This is a genomic window from Pseudomonas sp. 86_A, from assembly GCF_017491705.1.
GTDB classification, from domain to species: Bacteria; Pseudomonadota; Gammaproteobacteria; order Pseudomonadales; family Pseudomonadaceae; genus Aquipseudomonas; species Aquipseudomonas koreensis.
The window spans coordinates 112,595-135,286 of the sequence record NZ_JAFGYS010000001.1 but is presented as its reverse complement, the minus strand read 5'-3'; the positions used below and the strand labels follow the sequence as shown (position 1 = coordinate 135,286).

Sequence of the window (22,692 nt, the reverse complement as noted above, 5' to 3'; positions counted from 1 at the left end):
GGTTGGGAATCGACTTTTAATGTTATAGAGTAACGCCAATTTTTGGCGGGTCGTGCGGTTGCGATCCCCTGATTCATTTACTTGTTGGCGAAATGTCCATGACCACTGCGTTTGCTCGCTCCACCCCGGCGCCGACCGGCCGCCTGCTGTCCATTGATGCATTGAGAGGTCTGGTGATCCTGTTCATGTTGCTGGACCACGTGCGTGAGACGTTTCTCCTGCACCGTCAGGTGTCCGACCCGATGGACATCGCCAACACCGAGCCGGCATTGTTTTTCAGTCGTACGCTGGCGCATCTGTGCGCACCGGTGTTCGTGTTTCTGACTGGACTGTCTGCGTGGCTGTTTGGCGAGAAGTATGCGGGCAAGGTTGACGTGAGTGCCTTCCTGTTCAAGCGTGGGCTGTTTCTGGTGGTGCTGGAATTCACATTGGTGAATTTCGCGTGGACGTTTCAGTTGCCGCCGAGCGTGATCTATCTGCAGGTCATCTGGGCGATTGGTCTGAGCATGATCGCGTTGTCGCTGCTGGTCTGGCTGCCGCGCGGGCTGTTGCTGACGCTGAGCCTGGCGATCATTGCCGGGCATAACCTGCTCGATGGGCTGCATTTCGCAGCGGACTCGGCATTGCATGTGCCATGGGCGATTCTGCATGACCGCGGCTGGATCGACGTTGGCGACAGCTTGCGCTTGCGCACCTCGTATCCACTGTTGCCGTGGATCGGTGTGATCGGCCTGGGTTATGCGCTGGGCCCGTGGTTCGCCCGGGCGGCCGATGCCGGGACCCGTCAGCACTGCCTGTTGCTGGCGGGTGCCGCCGGTCTGCTGGGCTTCGTCGGGCTGCGGCTGCTCAACGGTTACGGCGAAAAACCTTGGGCACTGCACGACACGACCGTGCAAACGTTGATGGCGTTTTTCAACATCACCAAGTACCCGCCATCGCTGCTGTTCATCACCCTGACGTTGGGTGTGGGACTGCTGTTGTTGCGGCTGTTTGAAAGGTTCCAGACGCGGCGCTGGATCCGCTGGCTGTGCGTGTTCGGTTCGGCACCAATGTTTTTCTACCTGCTGCACCTGTACGTGCTGAAGGTGCTTTATCTGATCGCCGTGGCGCTGTTTGGCCTTAACCACGGTAGCTATTTCGGCTTCGATTCGGTGCCGGCGATATGGCTGATGTCGGTGTTGTTGGCGCTGGCGCTGTACCCGGCGGTGCGCTGGTTTTCGTCGCTGAAGGCGCGGCGTCGCGACATTGCCTGGCTGAAATATCTGTAAGCCCTAATGGCCACTGCGCTCGCGCGCAAAGTCGATAAAAGCCTTGAGCGGCGCCGGTACATGGCGCCGGCTCGGGTAATACAAATGCAGGCCCGGATAATAAGGGCACCAGTCGGCCAACACCTGAATCAGACGTCCCGAGGCCAGGTGTTCGCTGACCATTTCATCGAACACATAGGCCAATCCCAGGCCTTGCAGCGCAGGGCCGATCATCAAGCTGACGTCGCCCAGGGTCAGTGGGCCGTTGACCTCGATTTCCTGGGCAATGCCCTCCCGTTCGAATTCCCAGCGATACATCGTGCCACTGGGGTAGCGGTGGCGAAGGCAGGGCAAATCCTGCAGATCTTCGGGTTTTTGCGGCGCAGGATAGCGTGCAAAGAATGCCGGCGAACCGACCACCACCGAACGCATCGCCGGGCCGATCGGCAGCGATACCATGTCCGCCTCCAGTCGATCGCCAAAGCGCACCCCAGCATCAAATCCGCCGGCGACGATATCCAGCAATGCTTCGCTTTCGACTACCTCCATGCGAATGTCCGGATACCTCTGCAGGAACTCGCTGGCAATCGGCAGCAATACCAGTTCGCACGCCTGGCGTCCGCAGGTGATGCGCAGGTTGCCTGCGGGTTTGTCGCGAAAATGGTTGAGGTCTTCCAGTGCATCGTCGATGTCGCGGAACGCCGGTTTCAAGCGCGCGTAGAGGCGTTCACCGGCTTCGGTCAACGCCACGCTGCGGGTGGTGCGATTGAACAGACGCACACCGAGGCGATTTTCCAGAGCCTTCACCGAATGGCTCAGGGCTGAGGGGGTAAGGCCAAGTTCGACGGCGGCCTTGCTGAAATTCAAGTGCTGCGCCGTACAGAGAAATACTGCAAGGTCTGCTGCTGAGGGTGATTTCATCTGTGAATGCCTTTCACAAACCCATGAAAAATTGCTGGGATTATCACATCAGTAGCACGGCTTTAGAGTTGCAGCCTGGCAATTTTTTAAAGGATGAATTCATGACAACTGTCACTCAACAGCAAGGAGCACGTAACAAGCTGCTGATCCTCGCGGCCGTCTGCCTGTCGGCACTGGTACTGCCCTTGAGTTTTACCGGTGGCGCAGTGGCGACGCCCGCCATTGGCCGTGATTTGGGGGGCAGCCCCGTTGCCCTGACCTGGATTACCAATGCGTTCATGTTGTCGTTCGGCAGTTTGCTGATGGCGGCGGGGGCGTTGGCCGATGTCTATGGGCGTAAACGCCTGTTCACCTTTGGCATGTTGCTGTTCACCGCAGCATCGATCGCCCAGAGCCTGGCACCGTCGGTGTGCTGGCTGGATGGGCTGCGCGCGGTGCAGGGCGTGGCCGGTGCTGCGGCGTTGGCCAGCGGTTCAGCGTCGTTGGCGCAAGAGTTCGAAGGCCATGCGCGGACCCGAGCGTACAGCGTGCTCGGCACCACATTCGGCATCGGTCTGGCTTTCGGGCCGTTGCTGGCCGGCGCGTTGATCGAGGCGTTCAACTGGCGGGCGATTTTCGTCTTTACCGCGCTGATCGGCGTGATCGCCATGGTCTTCGGTCTGCCACGCATGCGCGAAAGCCGCAACCCGGATGCCACGGGGCTGGATTGGCCAGGCACGCTCACGTTCAGCACGATGCTGGCGCTGTTCACCTTCGGCGTGATTCAGGCCCCGGAAAGCGGTTGGGGCAGCCCGCTGGTGGTCGGTCTGCTGAGTGCTTCGGCCGTGTTGCTGGCGTTGTTCGTGATCATCGAAAGGCGCGTTAAACACCCGATGCTCGATCTGAGTCTGTTCGGTTTTCCGCGCTTCATCGGCGTCCAGATGCTGCCGATCGGTACCTGTTTTTGCTACATCGTGCTGGTGGTGATGTTGCCATTGCGCTTTATCGGCGTCGAAGGCTTGAGCGAAATCGACGCCGGCCTGCTGTTGCTGGCGCTGTCGGCACCCATGTTGGTGGTACCGATGCTGGCGGCATGGATGACCCGCTTTGTCTCGGCGGGGATCTTGTCGGGGATTGGTTTTCTGATCGCTGCAGTGGGGTTGCACGGGTTGAGCCTGTACAACGTCAGTGAGCCGAAATGGGCCTTGGTCATTGCGATGGTGTTGATCGGGATCGGCACCGGTTTGCCGTGGGGCTTGATGGATGGTCTGTCGGTCAGCGTTGTACCGAAGGAGCGCGCGGGGATGGCGGCGGGGATCTTCAATACCGTGCGAGTGGCGGGTGAGGGGATTGCGCTGGCGGTGGTGGCCGCAGTGCTGACTTCGCTGTTGCACAGCGATCTGACCCGTGCCATGGCAGGCAGTGGCGATGTGGCGCTGATTGCCGAGATCGCGCACCGGGTTACCACGGGGGACATGGCGCATGCGATCAACAGGGTGCCGGGGCTGGCCAATGAGCGTCTGGTGGCCGGTTATGCGTCGGCGTTTCAGTACTTGCTGCACGTCCTTACGCTGATCACCCTCGTTTCGGCGGCGGTAGTGCTGGGGCTGTTGAGCAAGGATCGGACGGCGGGCGAGGCGCAACAGCAAACGGCGTGACTACTCCCTGTAGGAGCTGTCGAGTGAAACGAGGCTGCGATCTTTTGATCCTGATCTGCAAAATCAAAATCAAGAGATCGCAGCGTGCCGCAGCTCCTACAGGTGACGGTGATGTCTCAGGTTATTTGCGATCCAGCCACACCGTCTGCGCGTTGCAGAACTCGCGCACGCCGAAGTGCGACAGCTCGCGGCCGAAACCGCTTTTCTTCACGCCGCCGAAGGTCACGCGCGGGTCGCTGGCGGAGTAGCCGTTGATGAACACGCCGCCGGTTTCCAGTTCGCTGGTCAGTTGCTGGGCCAGTTGCACGTTGGCGGTGTAGATCGTCGCGGTCAGGCCGAAATCGCTGTCGTTGGCCAGGGCCACGGCGTGGGCGCAATCGCGGGCGGTGATGATCGACGCCACCGGGCCGAACAATTCCTGTTTGAACGAGGTCATGCGGTCAGTGACGTCGGCCAGCACAGTCGGCTCATAGTAGTTGCCCGCACCTTCGGCCTTGCCGCCGCCGAGCAGCAGGGTGGCGCCTTCTTCGAGGGTGGCGCGCACTTGCTGGTCGAGTTCGTCGCGCAGGTCGAAACGTGCCATCGGGCCGATGTAGGTGTCGGCGGACAACGGATCGCCGACCTTCAGCTTGCGCGTGGCTTCGACGAATTTACGGGTGAATTCCTCGACCACGCCTTCTTCGATGATCAGGCGCTTGGCCGCGGCGCACACCTGGCCGGAGTTCTGGTAACGGCCAATCACGGCAGCCTGCACGGCTTCGTCGAGATCAGCGTCGTTGAGCACGATGAACGGATCAGAACCGCCCAGTTCCAGCACGCATTTCTTCAGTGCGGCACCGGCCTGGGCACCGATGGCCATGCCGGCGCGTACGCTGCCGGTCAGGGTGACGGCGGCGATGCGCGGGTCTGCAATTGCAGTGGATACGCCTTCCGGGGTGACGTTGATCACTTCAAACACGCCGTCGGCGAAACCGGCATTTTTGAACGCGTCGCGCAGCAGGTAGGCGCTGCCCATCACGTTCGGCGCATGCTTGAGCACGTAGGTGTTGCCGGCGATCAGCGCCGGTACCGCGCCGCGCAGCACTTGCCAGATCGGGAAGTTCCACGGCATCACCGCGAGGATCGGGCCGAGCGGACGGTACTCGATCCGCGCTTTGCCGCCTTCAACCTGGGTCGGCTCGGCGTCGAGCATGGCCGGTCCGTTTTCGGCGTACCACTCGCAGAGCTTGGCGCATTTTTCGATTTCGCCACGGGCCTGGGCGATCGGCTTGCCCATTTCCAGGGTGATCATGGTCGCCATGGCTTCAGCGCTGTCACGCAGGGCACCGGCCAGTGCGGTCAGGGCGCGGGAGCGGTCTTGCAGCGGCTTGCGTTTCCACTTCGAGAAACCGAATGCGGCGCGGGTCAGCGCAGCGTCGAGGGCGTCGGCGGATTCAAACGCGTAGTGGCCGATCTGCTCGCCGGTGGCGGGGTTGATCGAGATGGCGTGGGTCTGGCTGGAAATCGGGCTCATGGCGGGCTCCTGCGAGTTCAGTGGATGGGCCTAGAGTAGGGTGGCGTTTGTTTTCTGGAAACTGAATAATAAAGATCGTTTCTTTCACGATTGGAGAATGACTGTGGATCTGGTGCAGCTGGAAATCTTCAAGGCCGTTGCCGAGCACGGCAGCATCAGTGCCGCCGCGGCGCAGATCCATCGCGTGCCGTCGAACCTGACCACGCGGATCAAACAACTGGAGCAGGATCTGGGCGTCGACCTGTTCATCCGCGAGAAAAGCCGACTGCGTCTGTCGCCGGCCGGCTGGAGTTTTCTCGAGTACACGCGGCGCATTCTCGATCTGGTGCAGGAGGCCCGCGCCACCGTCGCGGGTGAAGAACCGCAGGGCGCGTTCCCTCTGGGGTCGCTGGAAAGCACGGCGGCGGTGCGTATTCCCGAGTTGCTGGCGGCGTACAACCAGGCGCATCCCAAAGTCGATCTGGACCTGTCGACCGGCCCGTCCGGGACAATGATCGACGGCGTGCTGTCCGGGCGATTGGCAGCGGCGTTCGTCGACGGCCCGGTGCTGCACCCGGCCCTCGAAGGCGTGCCGGCGTTCGAGGAAGAAATGGTCGTCATTGCGCCGCTCAATCACGCCCCGGTGCAGCGCGCGGCGGACGTCAACGGCGAGAATATTTATGCGTTCCGCTCCAATTGCTCCTACCGGCACCATTTCGAAAAATGGTTCAGCACCGACGCCGCCGTGCCCGGCAAGATCTTCGAGATGGAGTCGTATCACGGCATGCTCGCCTGCGTCAGCGCCGGGGCCGGGCTGGCGCTGATGCCGCGCAAGATGCTGCAGAGCATGCCCGGCAGCGCGACGGTCAGCGTCTGGCCACTGGCGGCGGATTTTCGTTATTTGACGACGTGGCTGGTGTGGCGCCGGGGCACGGTGTCGCGCAGTCTGAGCATGTTCGTGCGCTTGCTGGAAGAGCGCGGCGTGGTGCGCGCAGAAGCGTAGCCGCGTCGACGGCCTCCCTTATGCCGCAGGACACTTATGCTTCACGGCGTACCGTTTCTGCCGTGAAGACGAAAGCCTTCGCGCTGACTCAGACGCTCGTAATACGCCCTGACGGCCGGATAGTGCGGATGCGCAAGCGGCGTTTCGAACCAGCGATTGACCGACAGCCCGATGGGAATGTCTGCCAGCGAAAACGCCGCGCCGCTGACGTAGGCGCCAGTCTTCTGCAACTGCTGATCAAGGATGCCCATGGTCTTCGACCATTGCTCGACACCGTTGGCCAACGCGGCACGGTCCTGATGATCCGCTGACTGGCGGACCAGCGACATGAACGCATACGACCATGAGCGGTTCAGCTCCGACGCCTGCCAGTCGATCCACTGGTCGACTCGCGCCCTGGCTTGCGGCTCGGAAGGGTAGAGGCCTGCGCCGCCATATTTGGCCGCCAGATAACGAATGATCGTGTTTGATTCCCACAAGGTGAAATCGCCGTCCTGAATCACCGGCACCATCGCGCACGGGTTGAGGGCGAGGAACTGCGGTGTGTCGGTGGGGGTGAAGCCCGAGCCCCAATCCTCGCGTTCGAACGGGATCTGTAGTTCGGCGCAGGTCCACAGCACTTTGCGCACATTGATCGATGACGCCTTGCCCAGAATTCGCAGCATGGGATTCCCTGTCTCGTGGATGCCTGTCGGGCCTCAAGAAATACCACACTGCGACGCAGAAGGCCCGCGCATGGCGGGCCTTCGTTTGTCATCCGGACATCGTTACAGACTGCCCACCAGTTTCCCGCCCATCATCCGCCGTCGATAGGCGCTGTCTCGACTGGCCAGCCAGAAGTACAGCGGCGAGGTCACCAGCAGGCCCACCAGCCACGACAGGTCCGCGCCGTTGATGTGCGCCGACACCGGGCCGACGTACAACGGGGTGTTCATGAACGGGATCTGCACGGCGATGCCGATGGCGTAAGCCAGTAGCGCCTGCGGGTTGTAGCGTCCGTAGATACCGCCGTCGACCTGGAAGATCGACTGGATGTCGTACTTGCCCTTGTGGATGGCGTAGAAGTCGATCAGGTTGATCGCCGTCCACGGCACCAGTACCACCAGCAGCACCAGCACCATGTCGACGAAGTGGCCGATGAAGTCCTTCGATGCGCCGACGGCAGCGAAGCAGCAGGCCAGCAGAACGATGATCGAGATCACTGCGCGGCTTTTGGCGGTGGGAATCCAGCGGTAGGCGAAGGTCTGCACCAGGGTGATCAGCGACAGCACCGCGCCGTACAGGTTAAGGGCGTTGTGGCTGATCACGCTGAGCAGGAACAGCACCAGCATCAGCGGGCCGATGGAGCCGGTGGCGAGTTTGACCGCGTCCATGGTGTCCATGCCCACCGGTGTCGCCAGCACGGCGACGGCACCGAAGATGAACGCCAGACTCGAGCCCAGTGCCGAGCCCAGGTATGTCGTCCAGAACGTCGACGAGACTTTGACGTCGGCCGGCAAGTAACGCGAATAGTCGGACACGTAGGGCGCAAACGCGATCTGCCACAGCGCGGCCAGCGACACGGTGGCGAGCCAGCCGGACAGGTTGAAGCTGCCGCGGGTGAGGAAGTCATCGGTTTGAATATGGGTGAAGATGTAGCCGAAACCGACGACGATGCCGATCCCCAGCACCCAGGTGCCGATGCGGTTGAGCACGTGGATGAAGCGGTAGCCGATGATGCCGATGATCCCCGAACCGAGGGCGCCGATCACGATGCCGACCGGCACCGGCACGCTGTCGACCACGCCATGCAGCGACTTGCCGGCAAGGACGATGTTGGAGGCGAAAAAGCCGATGTACATGACGCCGGCAATCAGCACCACCAGCAGGGCGCCGAGCGAGCCGAACTGCGCGCGGCTCTGGATCATCTGCGGAATGCCCATCTGCGGGCCTTGCGCCGAGTGCAGCGCCATCAGCACGCCGCCGACCAGGTGACCGACCAGAATGGCGACGATGCCCCACACCAGGTTCAGGTGGAACAACTGCACGCCCAGCGCGCCGGTCACGATCGGCAACGGCGCGATATTGCCGCCGAACCACAGCGTGAACAGATCCCTGACCTTTCCGTGGCGATCTTCGGGGGGCACATAGCCTATCGTGTGTTTTTCAATGAGCGGGGCGGATGTTGTTGCAGAGGTGGACATGACGAACTCCAAGGCAAGGATGAGTACGTGGACGTACTTCGGTAAGCGCCGACACGGACGGCGCATTTCTTGTTGAAGCGATCATGTGCAAAGCCCCGGGATAGATAAATTAGTAAGTTTGTTGCTTCAGACCTTAAAAAATATATGCCCCGGGTTTGGGAGCGGTCCGGTATGTTCAACCGTGATCAACCACAAAAACGTTCAGCGGCGAAAACTTTCCTGTGGCGAGGGAGCTTGCTCCCGCCGGGCTGCGAAGCGGCCCCCAAAACTGCGCCACGCCCGCTGATGTTGTGAGTGCTGCGCACTCAAGCGGGAGCAAGCTCCCTCGCCACAAAAGCGTTGTCTTACTTGCAGAGGTTTTATATGGCCGCCTACAACCTGCGCCAGCTCAAATACTTCGTCACCACCGCCGATTGCGGCAGCGTCGCCGAAGCCTCGCGCAAGCTCTATATCGCCCAGCCGTCGGTGTCGACCGCGATCAAGCATCTGGAGGAAAGCTTCGGCGTGCAGCTGTTTATCCGCCATCACGCCCAGGGCGTTTCACTCACGCCCAGCGGTTCGCGGTTCTATCGCAAGGCGCTGGAGTTGCTGCGGGTGGCGCATGAGTTCGAGCAGAACGCGCTGGCTGACAACGACGTGGTCTCAGGGCAGATCGATATCGGCTGTTTCGAAACGGTGGCACCGTTGTATCTGCCGCGCCTGATCGCCGGGTTCAAGGAACGTTGGCCGGGAGTGGAAATCCGCATTCGCGATGGCGAACAACAGGAACTGGTGCAGGCGTTGACCGCCGGCAGCATCGATGTGGCGATGCTGTTCGAACATGAGCTCGACACCACTATCGAAACCACGCCGCTGATGCCGCCGCAGCAGCCTTACGCCTTGCTGCCAGCCGATCACCGCTTTGCACAACAGGCAAAAGTCTCGCTGCACGATCTGGTGCTGGAACCGATGATCCTGCTCGATGTGGTGCCCAGCCGCACCTACTTCGTGAGCATCTTCGAGGAGCGCGGACTGACGCCGCACATCGTCTTCAGCTCGCCGTCGATCGAGATGGTGCGCGGCATGGTCGGGCGCGGTTTCGGCTTTTCGATTCTGGTGACCCGACCGTTCGGCGAATACACCTACGACGGGCAGAAGGTGGTGTGCGTGCCACTGGCCGAAGACGTCACCGGTTCAGGCTTGTCGGCTGCGTGGCTACGGCGCGTGCAACTGACCAAACCGGTGCAGTTGTTCGTCGATCACTGCCGAGAAGAGCTGGCCCGACTGCACGCCTGAATGCCGGCAGTCAGGCCGAACGGATCAAGCGCGAATCGAGGTCAGCATCCGTTGCAGCATCGCGTCGCAGGCATCGAGTTGCGCACGACTGACAAACTCATCGGGCTTGTGCCCCTGGTCCATGCTGCCGGGGCCGCAGACCACCGTGGGAATACCCGCCGCATCGAACAGTCCACCCTCGGTGCCGAACGCCACCGTGCCGAATTCCCGTGAACCGCAGAACGCAGCAATCAGCTGCGCCGCCTCACTCCGGGCATCGGTGGCCAGGCCAGGATAGGCCGACAATTCACTGAATCGAATCGCGCTGTGCGCACTCACCGCCCGCATGCGCGGCAGCATTTGTTGCTCGGCGTAGGCCTGCAACTGCTGCGCGACCTGCGCCGGATCCTGCGAGGGCAGGGTGCGGATCTCGAAGTCGAAGCGGCAATCGGCAGGAACGATGTTCAGTGCCTTGCCGCCGCTGATCACCCCGGTCTGCACCGTGCTGTAGGGCGGGTCGAAACGACTGTCGTGATGCTCGGGCGCTTGCAGTTGCCGGCCGATGCGCCCCAGCTCGCCGATCAGTTCGGCGGCGTACTCGATGGCGTTGACCCCCAGCGGCGCGTACGCCGAATGACACGGATGACCGTGCACGTCGCAGCGCATCGCCAGTTTGCCTTTATGGCCGAGCACCGGTTTCAGTTCGGTGGGTTCACCGATGATGCACAGCAGCGGTTTGACCGGGCGCTGTTGCAGCTCGGCGAGCAAGGAGCGTACGCCGAGACAGCCGACTTCTTCGTCGTAGGACAGCGCGATGTGTACGGGCCTGCGCAGTTCAGTCGCCACCAGTGCCGGCACCAGCGCCAGCACGCAGGCGATGTAGCCCTTCATGTCCGCCGTGCCGCGCCCGAACAGCTTGCCGTCGTGCTCGCTGAGTTCGAACGGCGCAACGGTCCATGGTTGCCCGTCGACCGGCACCACATCGGTGTGGCCCGAGAGCACGATGCCCGGTTGATCGGCCGGACCAATGGTGGCGAACAGGTTGGCCTTGCTGCGCTCGGCGTTGTAGATCAACTCGCACGGCACGTCGAAACCGGCGAGGTAGTCGCGTACGAACTCGATCAACTGCAAGTTGGATTCGCGGCTGGTGGTGTCGATCCCCACCAGCGTCTTGAGCAACGCGACGCTGTTCATCGATCATCACCGGCAACGCCATAGCCCGGCGCCTTGGCCGGGTCGAGCGCGCGGTCGATGTAGTCCTGCAACTGCGGTTGATAGGCGTCCCAGAGCTTTTGCAACTGACCGATCGGGTCTTCGTCGGCCCAGTCGACGCGCAAATTGACGATAGGCCAGGTCTGTTCGCCAACCACCACCACGGCCGCTGAATGCACCGGTCCGGCTTCGCCACCGAGGGCTTGCGCGGCGTGCAGAGCCTTGAGCAAGCGGTCGGCCAGTTGGCCTTCGCCGTCTTCAAAAGCACGGACCATCGCCTCGATCACCGCACGCCCGGCGAGCATGTTGCCGGCGGCCACGCATTGTTCGCCGGAGACTGCGTTGTGCACGCCGAGGGTCTGGGCGCCGCTGAAATGCGCGGTCTGGCCGAGGTGGTTGATTGCAGTGATCTGCCGATACTGGCTGTAGCCGTTGCGGGTCAGGACGTTGTCCAGCGCCGTGTCGGGCGCCAGGCCTTGCTCCATCAGCGCGAGGACTTCGGGGCCGAGGGACGGCAGGGTGATGTTCTGGCTCGACACCGCGCCGACGCCCGGCAGCAGCCACGGACAGCGCGCGCCGACGGCGATGCTGGAGGAACTGATGGCGACCCCGAACTGGCCGGTTTCGGGGCAGCGGGCTGCGATTGAAAAGGTCATCTGTTTACTCCTTGTGTGTCTTGACTGGCCTCATCGCGAGCAGGCTCACTCCTACCTTGGAATGCATTCCCCTGTAGGAGTGAGCCTGCTCGCGATGGCCGCGACTCGGTGCGTCTGATTACTCGGGAATCACCGCCACCACATCAATCTCCATCAACCACTGCGGTTGCCCCAGTGCCGACACCACCAGCCCGGTAGAAATCGGGAACACGCCTTTGAGCCATTTGCCGACTTCCTGATACACCGGCTCGCGGTAGCGCGGGTCGATCAGGTAGGTGGTGGTCTTGACGATGTGGCTCATGTCGCTGCCGGCTTCTTCAAGCAGTTGCTTGACGTTGCGCATCGCCTGTTCGGCCTGGGCGCGCGGATCGCCGAGGCCCACCAGATTGCCGTCGAAATCGGTGCCGACCTGACCCCGCACATACACGGTGTTGCCGGCGCGCACGGCCTGGCACAGGTCGTTGTCCAGGGTCTGGTTAGGGTAGGTGTCCTTGGTGTTGAACATACGGATGCGGGTGTGGGTTGGCTTGCTCATGTACAGCTCCTGACAGTGGCGGCGACGGTGCGCTGAACACCGCCGCGAAAGAGGGAAATCAGGCGTCGACGGTGTCGGCGGCTTTCGTGTTGGCGGTGCAATGCAGGGCCGCTTCACGCTGCTCGGCATCCTGGTAGTCGAGGTATTTGCGCTGGGTGGCGATGTGGTCGGCCACGTGTTTGGCGTCGTGCCACACGCCCCAGATGAACGACGAGCCGCGCCGTGACTGCCATGGCAGCCCGAGGAAATACACCCCCGGCTCACTGGACACGCCGCGCTGGTGCTGCGGTTTGCCCTTGTCATCAAAGGCCGCGACTTGCAGCCAGGAATAATCCACGGCAAACCCGGTGGCCCAGATGATCGAGGTGATACCGGCCTCGGCCAGATCCAGGTCGACCAGCGGATGTTTCACGCAGTCCGGATCGGGATACGTCTCGCGCGCTTCAGGTTCTAGCGGCAGGTCGAGGCCGTTGCGCTCGATGTAGGCGTCGGCGGCATCCAGCAGGGCGAGGTAGTTGTCATCGCCACGTTTGAGGTTGTCGACCAGGTCCTGCTTGAAGGTCACCACGCCGTGATTGAACGACTCGGTGACGCCGACCAGGGTCATGCCGCGATGGGCCAGGCCACGGAAGTCGATGGTGCGCCCACCATGGGCACCGCTGACCGCGATGGTCACGTGCTCGCGGCCGGGTTTCATTGCCGCCTGATCCCACTCGCCGAGCACCCCCAGCCACCAGCAGAAATCGCGGTTGCGATAGGCACGTGGCGGACGGTCGTGGGCGCCCACCGAGAGGTAGACCTGCTTGCCGGAACGCTGCAGTTCATCGGCGATCTGCACGCCGGACGAACCGGCACCCACCACCAGCACCGCGCCTGCAGGCAATTGCTGCGGGTTGCGATAGTCAGCGGAGTGGATCTGCAGCAGGCGCGGGTCTTGCGGGGCGATCGGCGGGATCACCGGGCGCTGGAACGGGCCGGTCGCCGCGACCACGCGGCTGGCCTCAATGACTCCTTCGGAGGTCTCGACGGTGAAGCCCGGACGACCGACATTGCGCACCACGCTTTTGACTTCGACGCCGGTGCGGATCGGCGCGTTGAATTTCTTCGCATAGGCTTCGAAGTAGTCCGCTACGCGCTCTTTAGGGGCGAACCCGTCGGGATCGACATCGTCGAATTCCAGCCCCGGAAAGCGGTCGTGCCACGCCGGACCGTTGGCGACCAACGAGTCCCAGCGTCCGGTGCGCCAGCGTTCGGCAATGCGGCTGCGTTCCAGCACCAGATGCGGCACACCGAGTTTGCTCAGGTGCTCGCTCATCGCCACACCCGCCTGTCCGGCCCCCACGACAAGCGTGTCTGTTTTTATTATTTCAGTGGTCATTTCTACATCCTTCCTGGCAAGGCAAGTGGATTCGGATCGCTTCAGGCTTGTCCGTTTTGCTTGCGGTCAGACTAGGCAGGAGGGGGGTATCGGTAAAATATTATTAAGCTGGGATGTGAATACAAATTGCTGAAGCAGAAGGGCGAAACCCAGTAAAACCGGGGTTTTCAGAGCAGGAGGAGAGTTGTCCCGGGCAGGAAAGCCCGGGACAGGAAGGTGAAAATTCACTTTAAGGACGCAGGAGCGTCGCGTCAGTTACCGTCAGCGACCTTGCGTTCGATCGCATCGGTCTTGCGCTTGAGCTCCTCGGCCTCCTGTTCCTTGGTGCGGATCGAGGTCGGCGTAATCACCTCGTCCACGACTTTAGTGTCATCGTCGGTGTCTTGCAGATCCCGGCGAACCACATCGACCGGGTTGCCCGCAGCGTCGAGCGGTGGCGCGTTATGAGGGGTTGCAGGCTTGCTGTCGTCGGTGCTTTTCATTTTTCATACCTCCATTGGCTTACAACGTTGGATACGACGACATGACGCGAGTTCGAGAAATTTCATCGCTTGCGTTTTGACCCGTTGCTTGCTTGGGTGGGCGACGGTCAGCGCATGCCGTCAAAGCAGACTCCACGACACCCCGACATAAACCCCCAGCCCTTCACCCGGCGTAGACCGTGCCGCGTCCAGGCCCTTGTCGTCATACCCCGGCGTGACCGTTGCGGCGTAGTGCTGGTTGGTCAGGTTGCGCAGGTCCAACCAGGTTTGCCAGTCGTTTTTCGGCGCGTTGTAGCCCACGGTGGCGCCGAACAATGCGTAGGGATCGGCGTAGTAGCTGTTGGCGTAATCCACCGCGACCTTGGACACCAGTTGCGTGTTGACGGCGGCGAAGAAGCCTTGCGGCCAGTCGTGGCGCAGTTCGCCCTGGTAATAGTGCATCGGCAGGCCGGGCAGGCGGTTGTCGCCGAAACGCTGGTCGTCGCGGTAGTGGAAATCGCTGAAGGTGTAGGCCTGGCGCAGGCTCAATTTACGTCCATCGGCGGCTGACCACAGGGTACTTTGCAGGCTGGCTTCCACGCCCTGATGCACGGTAGGGCTGGCGTTGAGTTCGTACGGCGTGACGGCGTTGGCGTCCGGCAGCACCGAGAGCAATTCGTGGCGCACCTGCGCGTAGTACCACGCCAGGCTCCACTGGCCGATTGCGCTGTCGCCACGGCCGCCGAGTTCGAGGGTGGTGGCGGTCTGGTTTTGCAGTTTGATCGGGTCGCTCTGGGTGCCGCTCGCCGCACCGTTGCCGGCCGGGAAGCGGATGTTCGAGCTGTAGATCAGCGACCACGGATGCGGCGCCTCGACCGAACGGCTGAGGTTGCCGAACAGTTGCAGGTCCGGCGTGAGCTGATAGCGCAGGCCCAGGCGCTGGGCGTAATCCCAGTCGTTCAGGCTGGTTTTGCCGCCGCTTTGCGGGTAAGTGACGGCACTTTCGCGGCGGGTGTAGATGGCGGCGAGGCCGGTGGTCAACCACAGATCGTCGGCGATCTCCAGATCGTTGCCGACGTGCAGAACCGTATCCGAACCCTGATAAGTGAAGTTGCGCATGCGGGTGCCGGGCGCATAACCGGCGGTGTTGCCGCCGGGGATGCGCACGAATTCGCTGGCGCCGTCGTTGGGCAGGTGTTTGGTGGTGCGCAGGCCCACGGTGCTGCGGCTTTCCATGCCGAGAAAGGTGTCGCGGCGCTTGTAGTCGAAGGTGCCGCTGACGTCGGTGTAGGCCACTTTCAGCCGGTTCGGGCCTTCGCGCAGGTCCATCGGGTAGTCGTGATAGACCAGCCCGGTCTGAATGCTCGAATCATCATCAATGTAGTAGGTGGTCTTGTTGCCGATGAAGGTGCTGCCCGGTTGTTTGCGGCTGTCATCGCGCGTCACGTAGGCCGGGTTGGCTGCCCGTGGAGTGTGCTCGATCGAGTGCTTGGTGACGCGCCCGGCCAGGTCGTTGTCGGTCTGCCGGTAGCGGAAATAGAAGCGGGTTTCCAGGTTCGGATTGAAGCGATAGCCGAAGTTGGCGATCACGCCCCGGCTTTCGCTGGCGGTGTGATCCTGATAGCCGTCGGTGTTCGAATCGGTCAGCGACACGTAGTAATCGAAGTCGTCCAGCACCTGTCCGGAACTGACCTGACGCTGCTGATAACCATGGCTGCCGGTGGCATAGCGCACCTGCAGTTTCGGCGCGTCGTAACCGGTGTGGCTGACGTAATCGACGGCGCCGCCCAGCGCCAGTGCGCCGCGATCGAAGCCGTTGGCGCCGCGCAGCACCTCCACATGGTCGAGCCACAGCGGTTCGAGCAATTCGTAAGGCGTGCCGCCCGGGCCGGTCAGCGGCAGGCCGTCGAGCATCGTGTACAGCCCCGAAGCGTGGGCACCCGGTGCACGGTTGATCCCCGAACCACGGATCGAAATCTTCACCCCTTCGTTGCCCGCCGACTGCGCGTAGACCCCCGGCTGGTACGCCAACACATCCTGATTGCTCGCCACCTTGCCCTGCAACGGCTGGCGCATGTCGACCACGTTGCTGCCGCCGGGCACTTGCGCCAGGCGCGCTTCGGCCTCGGCCACGGAGGCATCGGCGCCGCTTTGTTCGTCAGCCGAAATCAGTACCTGGCCCAACTCCATGCCTTTGGGTTCCTCGGCCATGGCCGGGCAGGCGAGGGCCAGGCCCAACAGGGCAGTGGGCAGGGATTTGGGCGCGGGCATCGAGAAAACTCCAGACAGACGGGAACGGGCAATGAACAGTTGCGACGCAACAAGGAACGATGGAAACACATGGCAATTTTGCTTTTTTGCCGGGGAGCGGGGGGCTGGACGTGGCGGGGACGGCACTCAGGGCTGTAAAACCCGGACGACTGGCCGCATGGGAGGGCGGCCAGTCGTCCGGTTGGCCTGCGCGTCAGTCGGCGCGCAAGTGAGCGTCAGGCAATGTTCAATGCCTGCAGAATAACCAGCGATGTCTCGGCAAATGCCTGGGCTTGTTCGGTCAGTTCGGCAAGGTTCTCTTGAGCCGTAAGCAAAGGCTGGTCACCCTTGAGCAGCACTTCGCCCTGATCGCCGATGACGCTCCACGCCAGTTGCGCCCAGTCTTGCGGGTCAGTGATGCCTTGCTTGAGCGCAATCAGGAACAACTGCTGAAAACGGCTGACCGGCACACCGCCGCCGGTGACCGGACTGGCGAGCACCTGAATGTTGCTGTTGAACAACGCGCGTTTGCACAGTTGCAGGTTGAGTGTTTCGCAACGCTCTTGCACTTGCCGTTCGGCGGCTTCGCTCTGGCACGGGGCGGCGACGCCCATGCCGATCAGCACGGTGACCGCCTGCACCAGATCGTCATAAGACACAGCGCCGACAGCCGTCGACAACTGCTGCAAGGTTTTCGGTGCATAGGCATTCGCGGCAAGCGCTTCAAGCACCGGGCCGTAGATCTCTGCCTGTAGCGAAGCTTCGCCGGCGGGGCCCGTGACCATGCCCGGAATGCTTTCGATGGTTTGCAACAAGGCGAAACGGCTTCGCAGCAGGCCGTCGCGCTGCTCGGCGGCAGACAGCCGATTGGTGCCGCGCACGTACAGATCGCGGCGGAAGTTTTGATTGACGAAATAGTCACGCGCCTGCTCGCGCATGATCGGGTGTTCGATCCCCTCGAGGAAATCCATGCCTTCGGCACTCAAGTTGAGCGGGGTGACCGTGTCCAGTGGCACCGCTGTGGTGGCGTAATCCAGTTTGGCTGCGGTCATGGCATCGACCACGTCAGTGAAATACATGCAGTTCCAGTCGCGGTTGAAGTATTCATGGGCCACGTACTGACGATTCTGGCCCTTGATGCTGTTCAATTGGGCGCCCAGACTTGGCGCCGCGTGGGCATATTTCGGATTGGCCGCCAGCAGTGCTTCGGAAAATTGCAGCGCGGCATCGATGCGTTTGGCCGGGGTGGTGGCGGCTTGGCTGGCAAAGCGGTTGTGCAGGCTGAACAGATTGCGCAAGGGCGCCGAAGGCGACCAACCGGGGAAGCAGTTGTAGCTGACGTACAACATCCCGCCGGGTTTGAGGTGACGGCGGGCGAATTCGACGATCAGTTTCTGATTGTCCCGGCTGACCCAGGTCCAGATGCCATGCAGGCTGATGCTGTCGAAGGCCGGCAGATCATCACGGGCCAGCAGTTGCTCGAAACTGTCGTCATACAGCCGCGCCTGGCTGTTCCAGTCGTTCGCCAGCGCAATGGCATGCGCAGCCTGGGACGGTGTGAAGTCGGTGCCGACGAAGTTTCCCGGGTTGGCGGCGGCGTGGATGTTGATCGACACACCCTGGCCGAAGCCCAGTTCGCAGTGATAGCCGCCGGCATTCTCCAGCGTGGCAAAACCACGCAACAACAGACAAAAGCGCTGGAACACCGGGTTGATTTCCCGGCTGTACGAGTAGGTGTAGCCCTCGTCGGTAAAATACCCTTCGTTCCAGGCATTGCTCATGTGTGCACCCATTATGTCGAGAGAGAAAGCCGCTCTTATAAGGGGTTGGGCTGGCGCACCACAAGCGGAAAAACCTGTAAGTGGATCTTACGATTGCCAAGGCACGTAGACATCGGTCTGCCATGGCTGCTGCGGGCTGCGAATCGTGCATGCAGTCTTTCGGGACAGCGCCCGGATTTACTCGAGCGCCATCCTCTGTAGGAACTGCCGCAGGGGAACATGGGGATTCAGCGCCCGTGCGCCGCGTCCGCCAGTTGCCCGGTATCGACCCGCACAAACACCGAATCGCCAATCGCTGTCAGCACATCGCCGGCGTATACCTCGCAGATCACCCGCGTCTTGCGCCCGACCTCGCCCTCGACCTTGGCCCGCAAGGTCAGGGTGACGCCCATCGGGGTGGGTTTGATGAACTTGATGCCGAGGTTGCCGGTGACGCAGTCGATGCGCGGCAGGCTGCCCGCTGCACGCTGTTCGGCGCGGTAGTGGTAAGCCATCGCCGTCCAGTTGGAGTGGCAGTCGACCAGCATTGCCAGCAAGCCGCCGTACACCAGATCCGGCCAGCCGCTGTATTTGGCGTCCGGCAGGTGTTCGGCGATGACATGCTCGCCGTCCTCGTGCCAGAAGCTTTTGACGTGCAGCCCGTGAGGGTTGCGGCCGCCGCAGCCGTAGCAGACGCCTTCGGGGGCGGCGAGGTCTTGCAGGGGCGTATCGAAACGGGACATGGGGCTGGTCATCCTGGAGAGGTGAGTCCGGTCAGGCGCAGGCGGTTGCGCCCACCGCGCTTGGATTCGTAGAGCGCGGCGTCGCCTTGTTCGATCAGCGCCGCGAGGCTGGCCGGCGGTGTGTTGAACAGGCTGGCGCCGATGCTCAGCGTCACCGGCTCCGAGGTCGGGAAGGCCTGGATGGCGATGCGCTGAAACTGATCGCGCAGGGTATCGCCGAGGGTGACGATGCGTTCACTCGGCGCGTTGTTCAGCAAAATCACGAACTCGTCCCCGCCCAGGCGAGCGGCCAGCGCCTGATCGGGCGACTCGGCGCGGATCATCTCGCTCAAGGCCACCAGCAGGCGGTCGCCGGCGGTGTGGCCATGCTGGTCGTTGACCAGTTTGAAGTTGTCGATATCGATCAGCAGCAGGGCGCCGGGATGCGCCGGGGAAACGTCCTGCAGCAGACGCGGGGCGCGCACTTCGAGGGCGCGGCGGTTATAGAGGGCGGTCAGCGGGTCACGGGCGGCCAGCCGAGCGATCTGTTCTTCGCGCCGGTAGCGTTCGGTGCCGGTCATCGACAGTGCGATCAACATGATCGCCATCGCACCCTCGACCAGCGAGATCTGAATGATTACGCCACGGAACGCCGCCAGATCGATCAGTGTGCCGGGGATCAGCACGGTCAGGGCCTTGGCCACATAGAAAATTCCATGGCCCAGCAGCACATAGCGCAGTTGCACCGCGCCGACGCTCAGCGATTTGCCATGCGGGCGCAACAGCAGGCTGGCCTTGAGCGTCGAGGCGGCCACCAGCAGCGAGTTGGCGGCCAGCATCACCTTCGACCACAGCGGCCCGTCCGGCAGCAACAGCATCACCAGCCACGTGACGAAGATCAGGTACCAGGCGCGGGACAGGCGGCTCTGGGTGAAGCGTGCCACCCCCAGCAGAAACAGGAAATGCGCGGTCACCAGCAAGCCGTTGGCGAACCAGATACCAATCAGCAATAAGCCGTTGCTGCGCAGCAGGGCCAGGGTGGAACCGACGGTGATGGTGGCGAAACCGGCGCTCCAGAACAGCAGCGAAGGCTCACGGATGCTGCGCCATTCAATCGCCAGGTACAGCGCGGCAGCGGCTGCGAGCGCGATCGAGATGGTCAGCATCGTTGGCGGGTCGAGCGGCATTTCTTCAAGCGCCTGTCTGAAGTCGGTTAGACGGGCGATTGTAAGCGTTCAGACCGGTTTTGGCAGGCGCCGCACGCTATATCAGTGCTGGATGTTCCACCGTCACGATTGTGGCGCGAGCCAGGTGTCGACGACCCGTCGATCCAGTTCCTCCCAATAGGCCATGCCCAGCACCCGCGTGGTGTTCAGCCCGCGCAGGTAACCACGCAACTGGTTGGCGGTATCGCGTTTGAGCGCCGCATCAGTGATGTCCTTGTCCAGCAACACGCTTTCGTATTGCACCAGGTATTCCGCCACCCGCTCGCGAAAATCGGGCAAGACCGCGTCGCGGATCAGGTCAAAGGTTCTCAAATCGGCTTCCTCACTGTTGTTTTAGTCGTTGTGGATGAGTGTGTACCCGTCTTTATCGTGCGCAACTATCGCTAGAAGTAATAGTGACCATCACGAAACGCAAGTTCAGCTTTACGGGCAATAGGCGGAAAATTGCCCTCATTGAACACGCAGCTCAAGGAAATGCGCGATGAAGACACTGACCCGACTGGCGCTGATCGCCCTGCTGATGGGCGGGGTGATAGCCACGGCACCGTCTTACGCAGACGACGCCTGTGCGTGTCATCTTCAACCGATCGCCGGCAGCGTCGCGACCTTGCAGCATTCGCAGAGCGTGGGTGTGTGGTACAGCGAAGACACCCTGGAAAACCTGCAGTACCTGACGCGTTACCACGACATGGCGCTGCACGGTGCCAAGGATGCGCTGGACTCGCGGATACGTGCAGCGTTTGTCAGCAGCTCCGATCCGGAACTGGCCATCGACTGGTTGCTCAGCTCGCTGCAGCGTCAGTTCATGTCGGTGACCGTATACGACAACCTCGATGCATTGATACAGGCACACCCGGACATCGTGGTGCAACTCGACACCTTCAACCGCTTGCTGACCCAGCAGAACAGCCTGTTCGAAGCGCACTTCATCGCGCGTTTCTACGACGCCGACCTGCAGTACATCGGCAAGGCCGAAGGCGCCGTCGAGAAACAGATCCCGTCGGTCTGGGTTCACGACAAAGCGGCGCACGAGATTGCCGCACAGATCGCGAAACAACGGGACCTGCAACTCAATGCCTTGAAACAGTTCGATGCCTCGCTCAAGGCGCTAGTGGCGTCTAACTGAACATTCAAAACCAAAAGGGTAGCGGCGGCGCCGTGACGCCGAACCGCTGCCAGTTGAACCGAATCTTTATTTTCAGGATGACACCGATGCGCACTTTATTTGCCCCGTCCATGGCCGTTGCCTCGTTGCTGCTCGCCGGGTGCGCCTCCGCGCCGAACGACCCGACGCTGACCCTGCAGACCCGCAAGACCCCGGCGCAGTTCGCCGATTGCGTGGTGCCGAAGCTGCAGCTCAGTGCGCTGAACCCGACCGTCTCGCAGACCCAGCGCAGCTACCGGATCGTGGTGCCGAGCAAGGTCTCGGCCGACAACGTGCTGGAAGCCTACAAGGCCGGCAGCGGCGGCAAGGTGTTCATCTACGAGCGCCACTTGCTGGCCTCGAACTTCCTGCCTTCCAGCTTTGAACGCGCCGCCCAGGATTGCATCTGATCCGGGTCTGCCCACTGTTTTAACCGAGCTCCTTTGGTTGGCCGCAACCAACCAATACTTTGCCCCGCACCTCATTCGGTTGCGGGGCTTTTTTTTTCCTGGATTTTTGCGCTTCAGGCGACGTCGATCACCACCTTGCCAATAGCCGTGCCCTGTTGCACCGCGTCGTGTGCTTGTCGCGCCTGGCTGAGGCTGAAGCGTTCGGCATGCAGCAACGGCTTGACCTTGCCTTCTTCAATCAATCGCGTGGCGTAGCCGAGGATTTGCGCGTGGTGCTTGCGCCCGACACCGGTGAGCATCGGCAACAGCACGAAAATCCCCGAGAGCGTGGCACTGCGCAGCGAACCGGTGGCCAGGTTGTGGGTGCCGAACGCCGCGCAACTGGTGACGTGGCCGTAGAGCCGGATCGCCGCGAACGAGTCGTCCAGACTTTTGCCGCCGACGGTGTCGTAGACCACGTCGAACCCCTTGCCGTCGGTGAACTGGCTCACGTACTGCTCGACAGGAACGTTCTTGTAGTCAATCGCCGTGGCGCCGTAGCCTTCGACAATCGCGCGCTTGCCCGGCGACACCGTGGCGAACACATCAGCACCCAGGGCCGCGGCAATCTGCACCGCCATGTGTCCGACACCGCCCGCGCCGCCATGCACCAGCACCTTCTGGCCGGCCTGGACGTGCGCACGGTCTACCAGACCCTCCCACGCCGTCAGGAACACCAGCGGCACCGCTGCCGCCTCGCGGAAGCTGAGATTTTTTGGCTTGAGCGCCACCAGGTCAGCATCCACCGCCAGGTATTCGGCCAACGAGCCCGGCAGGCCACGTACGCCGCCGACCATGCCGAACACTTCGTCGCCCACCGCCAGATGGCTGACGTCGGCACCGACCGCTTCAATCACCCCGGCCATGTCAGTTCCGAGAATCGCCGGCAACTCCGGCATCGCGTACGGTGCATTGCCGGTGCGGATTTTATAGTCGATGGGGTTCACGCCACTGGCGACGATGCGCACCAGCACTTCATTGGCCTTGGGCACCGGGCGCTCGATCTGTGCCTCGCGAAAGGTGTTGGCGGCGTAGTCATCAAGGATCAACGCGCGGATGGTGGATGGGCTCATTACAACGCCTCGCTGTCATTTCAAGGAAAGGGGCATGGTGAAACCTGCTGGCGGTTTTGTCGACCGGATACGCGTCGCCGTTAACCAGC

The 22,692-nt window shown here is 62.1% G+C and carries 21 protein-coding genes; 6 read left to right on the top strand and 15 right to left on the bottom strand.

Going from position 1 to position 22,692, the window contains the following annotated elements:
• Positions 1–98 precede the first annotated feature (98 nt).
• The gene (locus J5M57_RS00590; protein WP_207849782.1) at positions 99–1,268 is read left to right on the top strand and encodes a DUF1624 domain-containing protein; all 1,170 of its coding nucleotides are present in this window, start codon (positions 99–101) and stop codon (positions 1,266–1,268) included.
• 3 nt (positions 1,269–1,271) lie between these two features.
• Here J5M57_RS00590 and J5M57_RS00585 read toward each other — a convergent pair whose 3' ends face one another.
• Entirely contained in the window at positions 1,272–2,168 is an 897-nt protein-coding gene (locus J5M57_RS00585; RefSeq protein ID WP_207849781.1) for a LysR family transcriptional regulator, read from the bottom strand.
• Positions 2,169–2,269: 101 nt separating this feature from the next.
• Here J5M57_RS00585 and J5M57_RS00580 point away from each other — a divergent pair, with 101 nt between their 5' ends.
• Positions 2,270–3,805, top strand: coding sequence for an MFS transporter (locus J5M57_RS00580; protein WP_207849780.1), 1,536 nt, complete (start codon positions 2,270–2,272; stop codon positions 3,803–3,805).
• Positions 3,806–3,926: 121 nt separating this feature from the next.
• Here J5M57_RS00580 and J5M57_RS00575 read toward each other — a convergent pair whose 3' ends face one another.
• Positions 3,927–5,318 carry an aldehyde dehydrogenase family protein gene (locus tag J5M57_RS00575; RefSeq protein ID WP_207849779.1) on the bottom strand — a complete coding sequence of 464 codons (1,392 nt, stop codon included), beginning with the start codon at positions 5,316–5,318 and terminating at the stop codon, positions 3,927–3,929.
• A gap of 103 nt (positions 5,319–5,421) precedes the next feature.
• On the opposite strand from J5M57_RS00575, the gene J5M57_RS00570 reads away from it, so the two are divergent.
• Complete coding sequence (locus J5M57_RS00570) at positions 5,422–6,300, top strand: LysR family transcriptional regulator (RefSeq protein WP_207849814.1); 879 nt, start codon at positions 5,422–5,424, stop codon at positions 6,298–6,300.
• 41 nt (positions 6,301–6,341) lie between these two features.
• Here the strand turns inward: J5M57_RS00570 and J5M57_RS00565 are convergent, their stop codons facing one another.
• Together J5M57_RS00565 and J5M57_RS00560 are read right to left on the bottom strand one after the other, a co-directional pair.
• Positions 6,342–6,965 (bottom strand): glutathione S-transferase, encoded by a 624-nt coding sequence (locus tag J5M57_RS00565; RefSeq protein WP_207849778.1) that lies wholly within the window; start codon positions 6,963–6,965, stop codon positions 6,342–6,344.
• Between the two features lie 102 nt (positions 6,966–7,067).
• A complete protein-coding gene (locus J5M57_RS00560) occupies positions 7,068–8,483 on the bottom strand; it encodes a cytosine permease (RefSeq protein ID WP_064587942.1) in 1,416 nt (471 codons plus the stop codon).
• 363 nt (positions 8,484–8,846) lie between these two features.
• On the opposite strand from J5M57_RS00560, the gene J5M57_RS00555 reads away from it, so the two are divergent.
• Entirely contained in the window at positions 8,847–9,758 is a 912-nt protein-coding gene (locus J5M57_RS00555) for a LysR family transcriptional regulator (protein ID WP_083368812.1), read from the top strand.
• A gap of 24 nt (positions 9,759–9,782) precedes the next feature.
• Here J5M57_RS00555 and argE read toward each other — a convergent pair whose 3' ends face one another.
• The 10 genes from argE to J5M57_RS00505 form a co-directional block, all read right to left on the bottom strand.
• Entirely contained in the window at positions 9,783–10,931 is a 1,149-nt protein-coding gene (gene argE, locus J5M57_RS00550) for an acetylornithine deacetylase (RefSeq protein WP_207849777.1), read from the bottom strand.
• Positions 10,928–11,605, bottom strand: a complete 678-nt coding sequence (locus J5M57_RS00545; RefSeq protein ID WP_207849776.1) for a DUF1028 domain-containing protein — start codon at positions 11,603–11,605, stop codon at positions 10,928–10,930. Before J5M57_RS00545 ends, argE begins: the two co-directional genes overlap by 4 nt.
• Before the next feature lie 118 nt (positions 11,606–11,723).
• Positions 11,724–12,140, bottom strand: a complete 417-nt coding sequence (locus tag J5M57_RS00540; protein WP_003225869.1) for a RidA family protein — start codon at positions 12,138–12,140, stop codon at positions 11,724–11,726.
• A 58-nt stretch (positions 12,141–12,198) separates the two neighbouring features.
• On the bottom strand, positions 12,199–13,518 hold the full coding sequence (locus tag J5M57_RS00535) for an NAD(P)/FAD-dependent oxidoreductase (RefSeq protein ID WP_207849775.1): 1,320 nt from the start codon (positions 13,516–13,518) through the stop codon (positions 12,199–12,201).
• A 251-nt stretch (positions 13,519–13,769) separates the two neighbouring features.
• Positions 13,770–14,000 carry a hypothetical protein gene (locus tag J5M57_RS00530; protein WP_169841412.1) on the bottom strand — a complete coding sequence of 77 codons (231 nt, stop codon included), beginning with the start codon at positions 13,998–14,000 and terminating at the stop codon, positions 13,770–13,772.
• 120 nt (positions 14,001–14,120) lie between these two features.
• Positions 14,121–16,250, bottom strand: a complete 2,130-nt coding sequence (locus J5M57_RS00525; RefSeq protein WP_207849774.1) for a TonB-dependent receptor — start codon at positions 16,248–16,250, stop codon at positions 14,121–14,123.
• Between the two features lie 215 nt (positions 16,251–16,465).
• Entirely contained in the window at positions 16,466–18,010 is a 1,545-nt protein-coding gene (locus tag J5M57_RS00520; protein WP_207849773.1) for a class I SAM-dependent methyltransferase, read from the bottom strand.
• Between the two features lie 227 nt (positions 18,011–18,237).
• Positions 18,238–18,732: a PaaI family thioesterase gene (locus J5M57_RS00515; RefSeq protein WP_207849772.1), complete on the bottom strand. Its 495-nt coding sequence runs from the start codon at positions 18,730–18,732 to the stop codon at positions 18,238–18,240.
• Between the two features lie 8 nt (positions 18,733–18,740).
• Positions 18,741–19,898, bottom strand: coding sequence for a GGDEF domain-containing protein (locus J5M57_RS00510; protein ID WP_207849771.1), 1,158 nt, complete (start codon positions 19,896–19,898; stop codon positions 18,741–18,743).
• Between the two features lie 102 nt (positions 19,899–20,000).
• The gene (locus J5M57_RS00505; protein ID WP_169841417.1) at positions 20,001–20,249 is read right to left on the bottom strand and encodes a hypothetical protein; all 249 of its coding nucleotides are present in this window, start codon (positions 20,247–20,249) and stop codon (positions 20,001–20,003) included.
• A 169-nt stretch (positions 20,250–20,418) separates the two neighbouring features.
• On the opposite strand from J5M57_RS00505, the gene J5M57_RS00500 reads away from it, so the two are divergent.
• Positions 20,419–21,063: an ATPase gene (locus J5M57_RS00500; RefSeq protein WP_169841418.1), complete on the top strand. Its 645-nt coding sequence runs from the start codon at positions 20,419–20,421 to the stop codon at positions 21,061–21,063.
• A gap of 86 nt (positions 21,064–21,149) precedes the next feature.
• On the top strand, positions 21,150–21,491 hold the full coding sequence (locus J5M57_RS00495; protein ID WP_064587926.1) for a hypothetical protein: 342 nt from the start codon (positions 21,150–21,152) through the stop codon (positions 21,489–21,491).
• Between the two features lie 113 nt (positions 21,492–21,604).
• Here the strand turns inward: J5M57_RS00495 and J5M57_RS00490 are convergent, their stop codons facing one another.
• Entirely contained in the window at positions 21,605–22,603 is a 999-nt protein-coding gene (locus J5M57_RS00490) for a zinc-dependent alcohol dehydrogenase family protein (protein ID WP_207849770.1), read from the bottom strand.
• Positions 22,604–22,692: the final 89 nt, after the last annotated feature.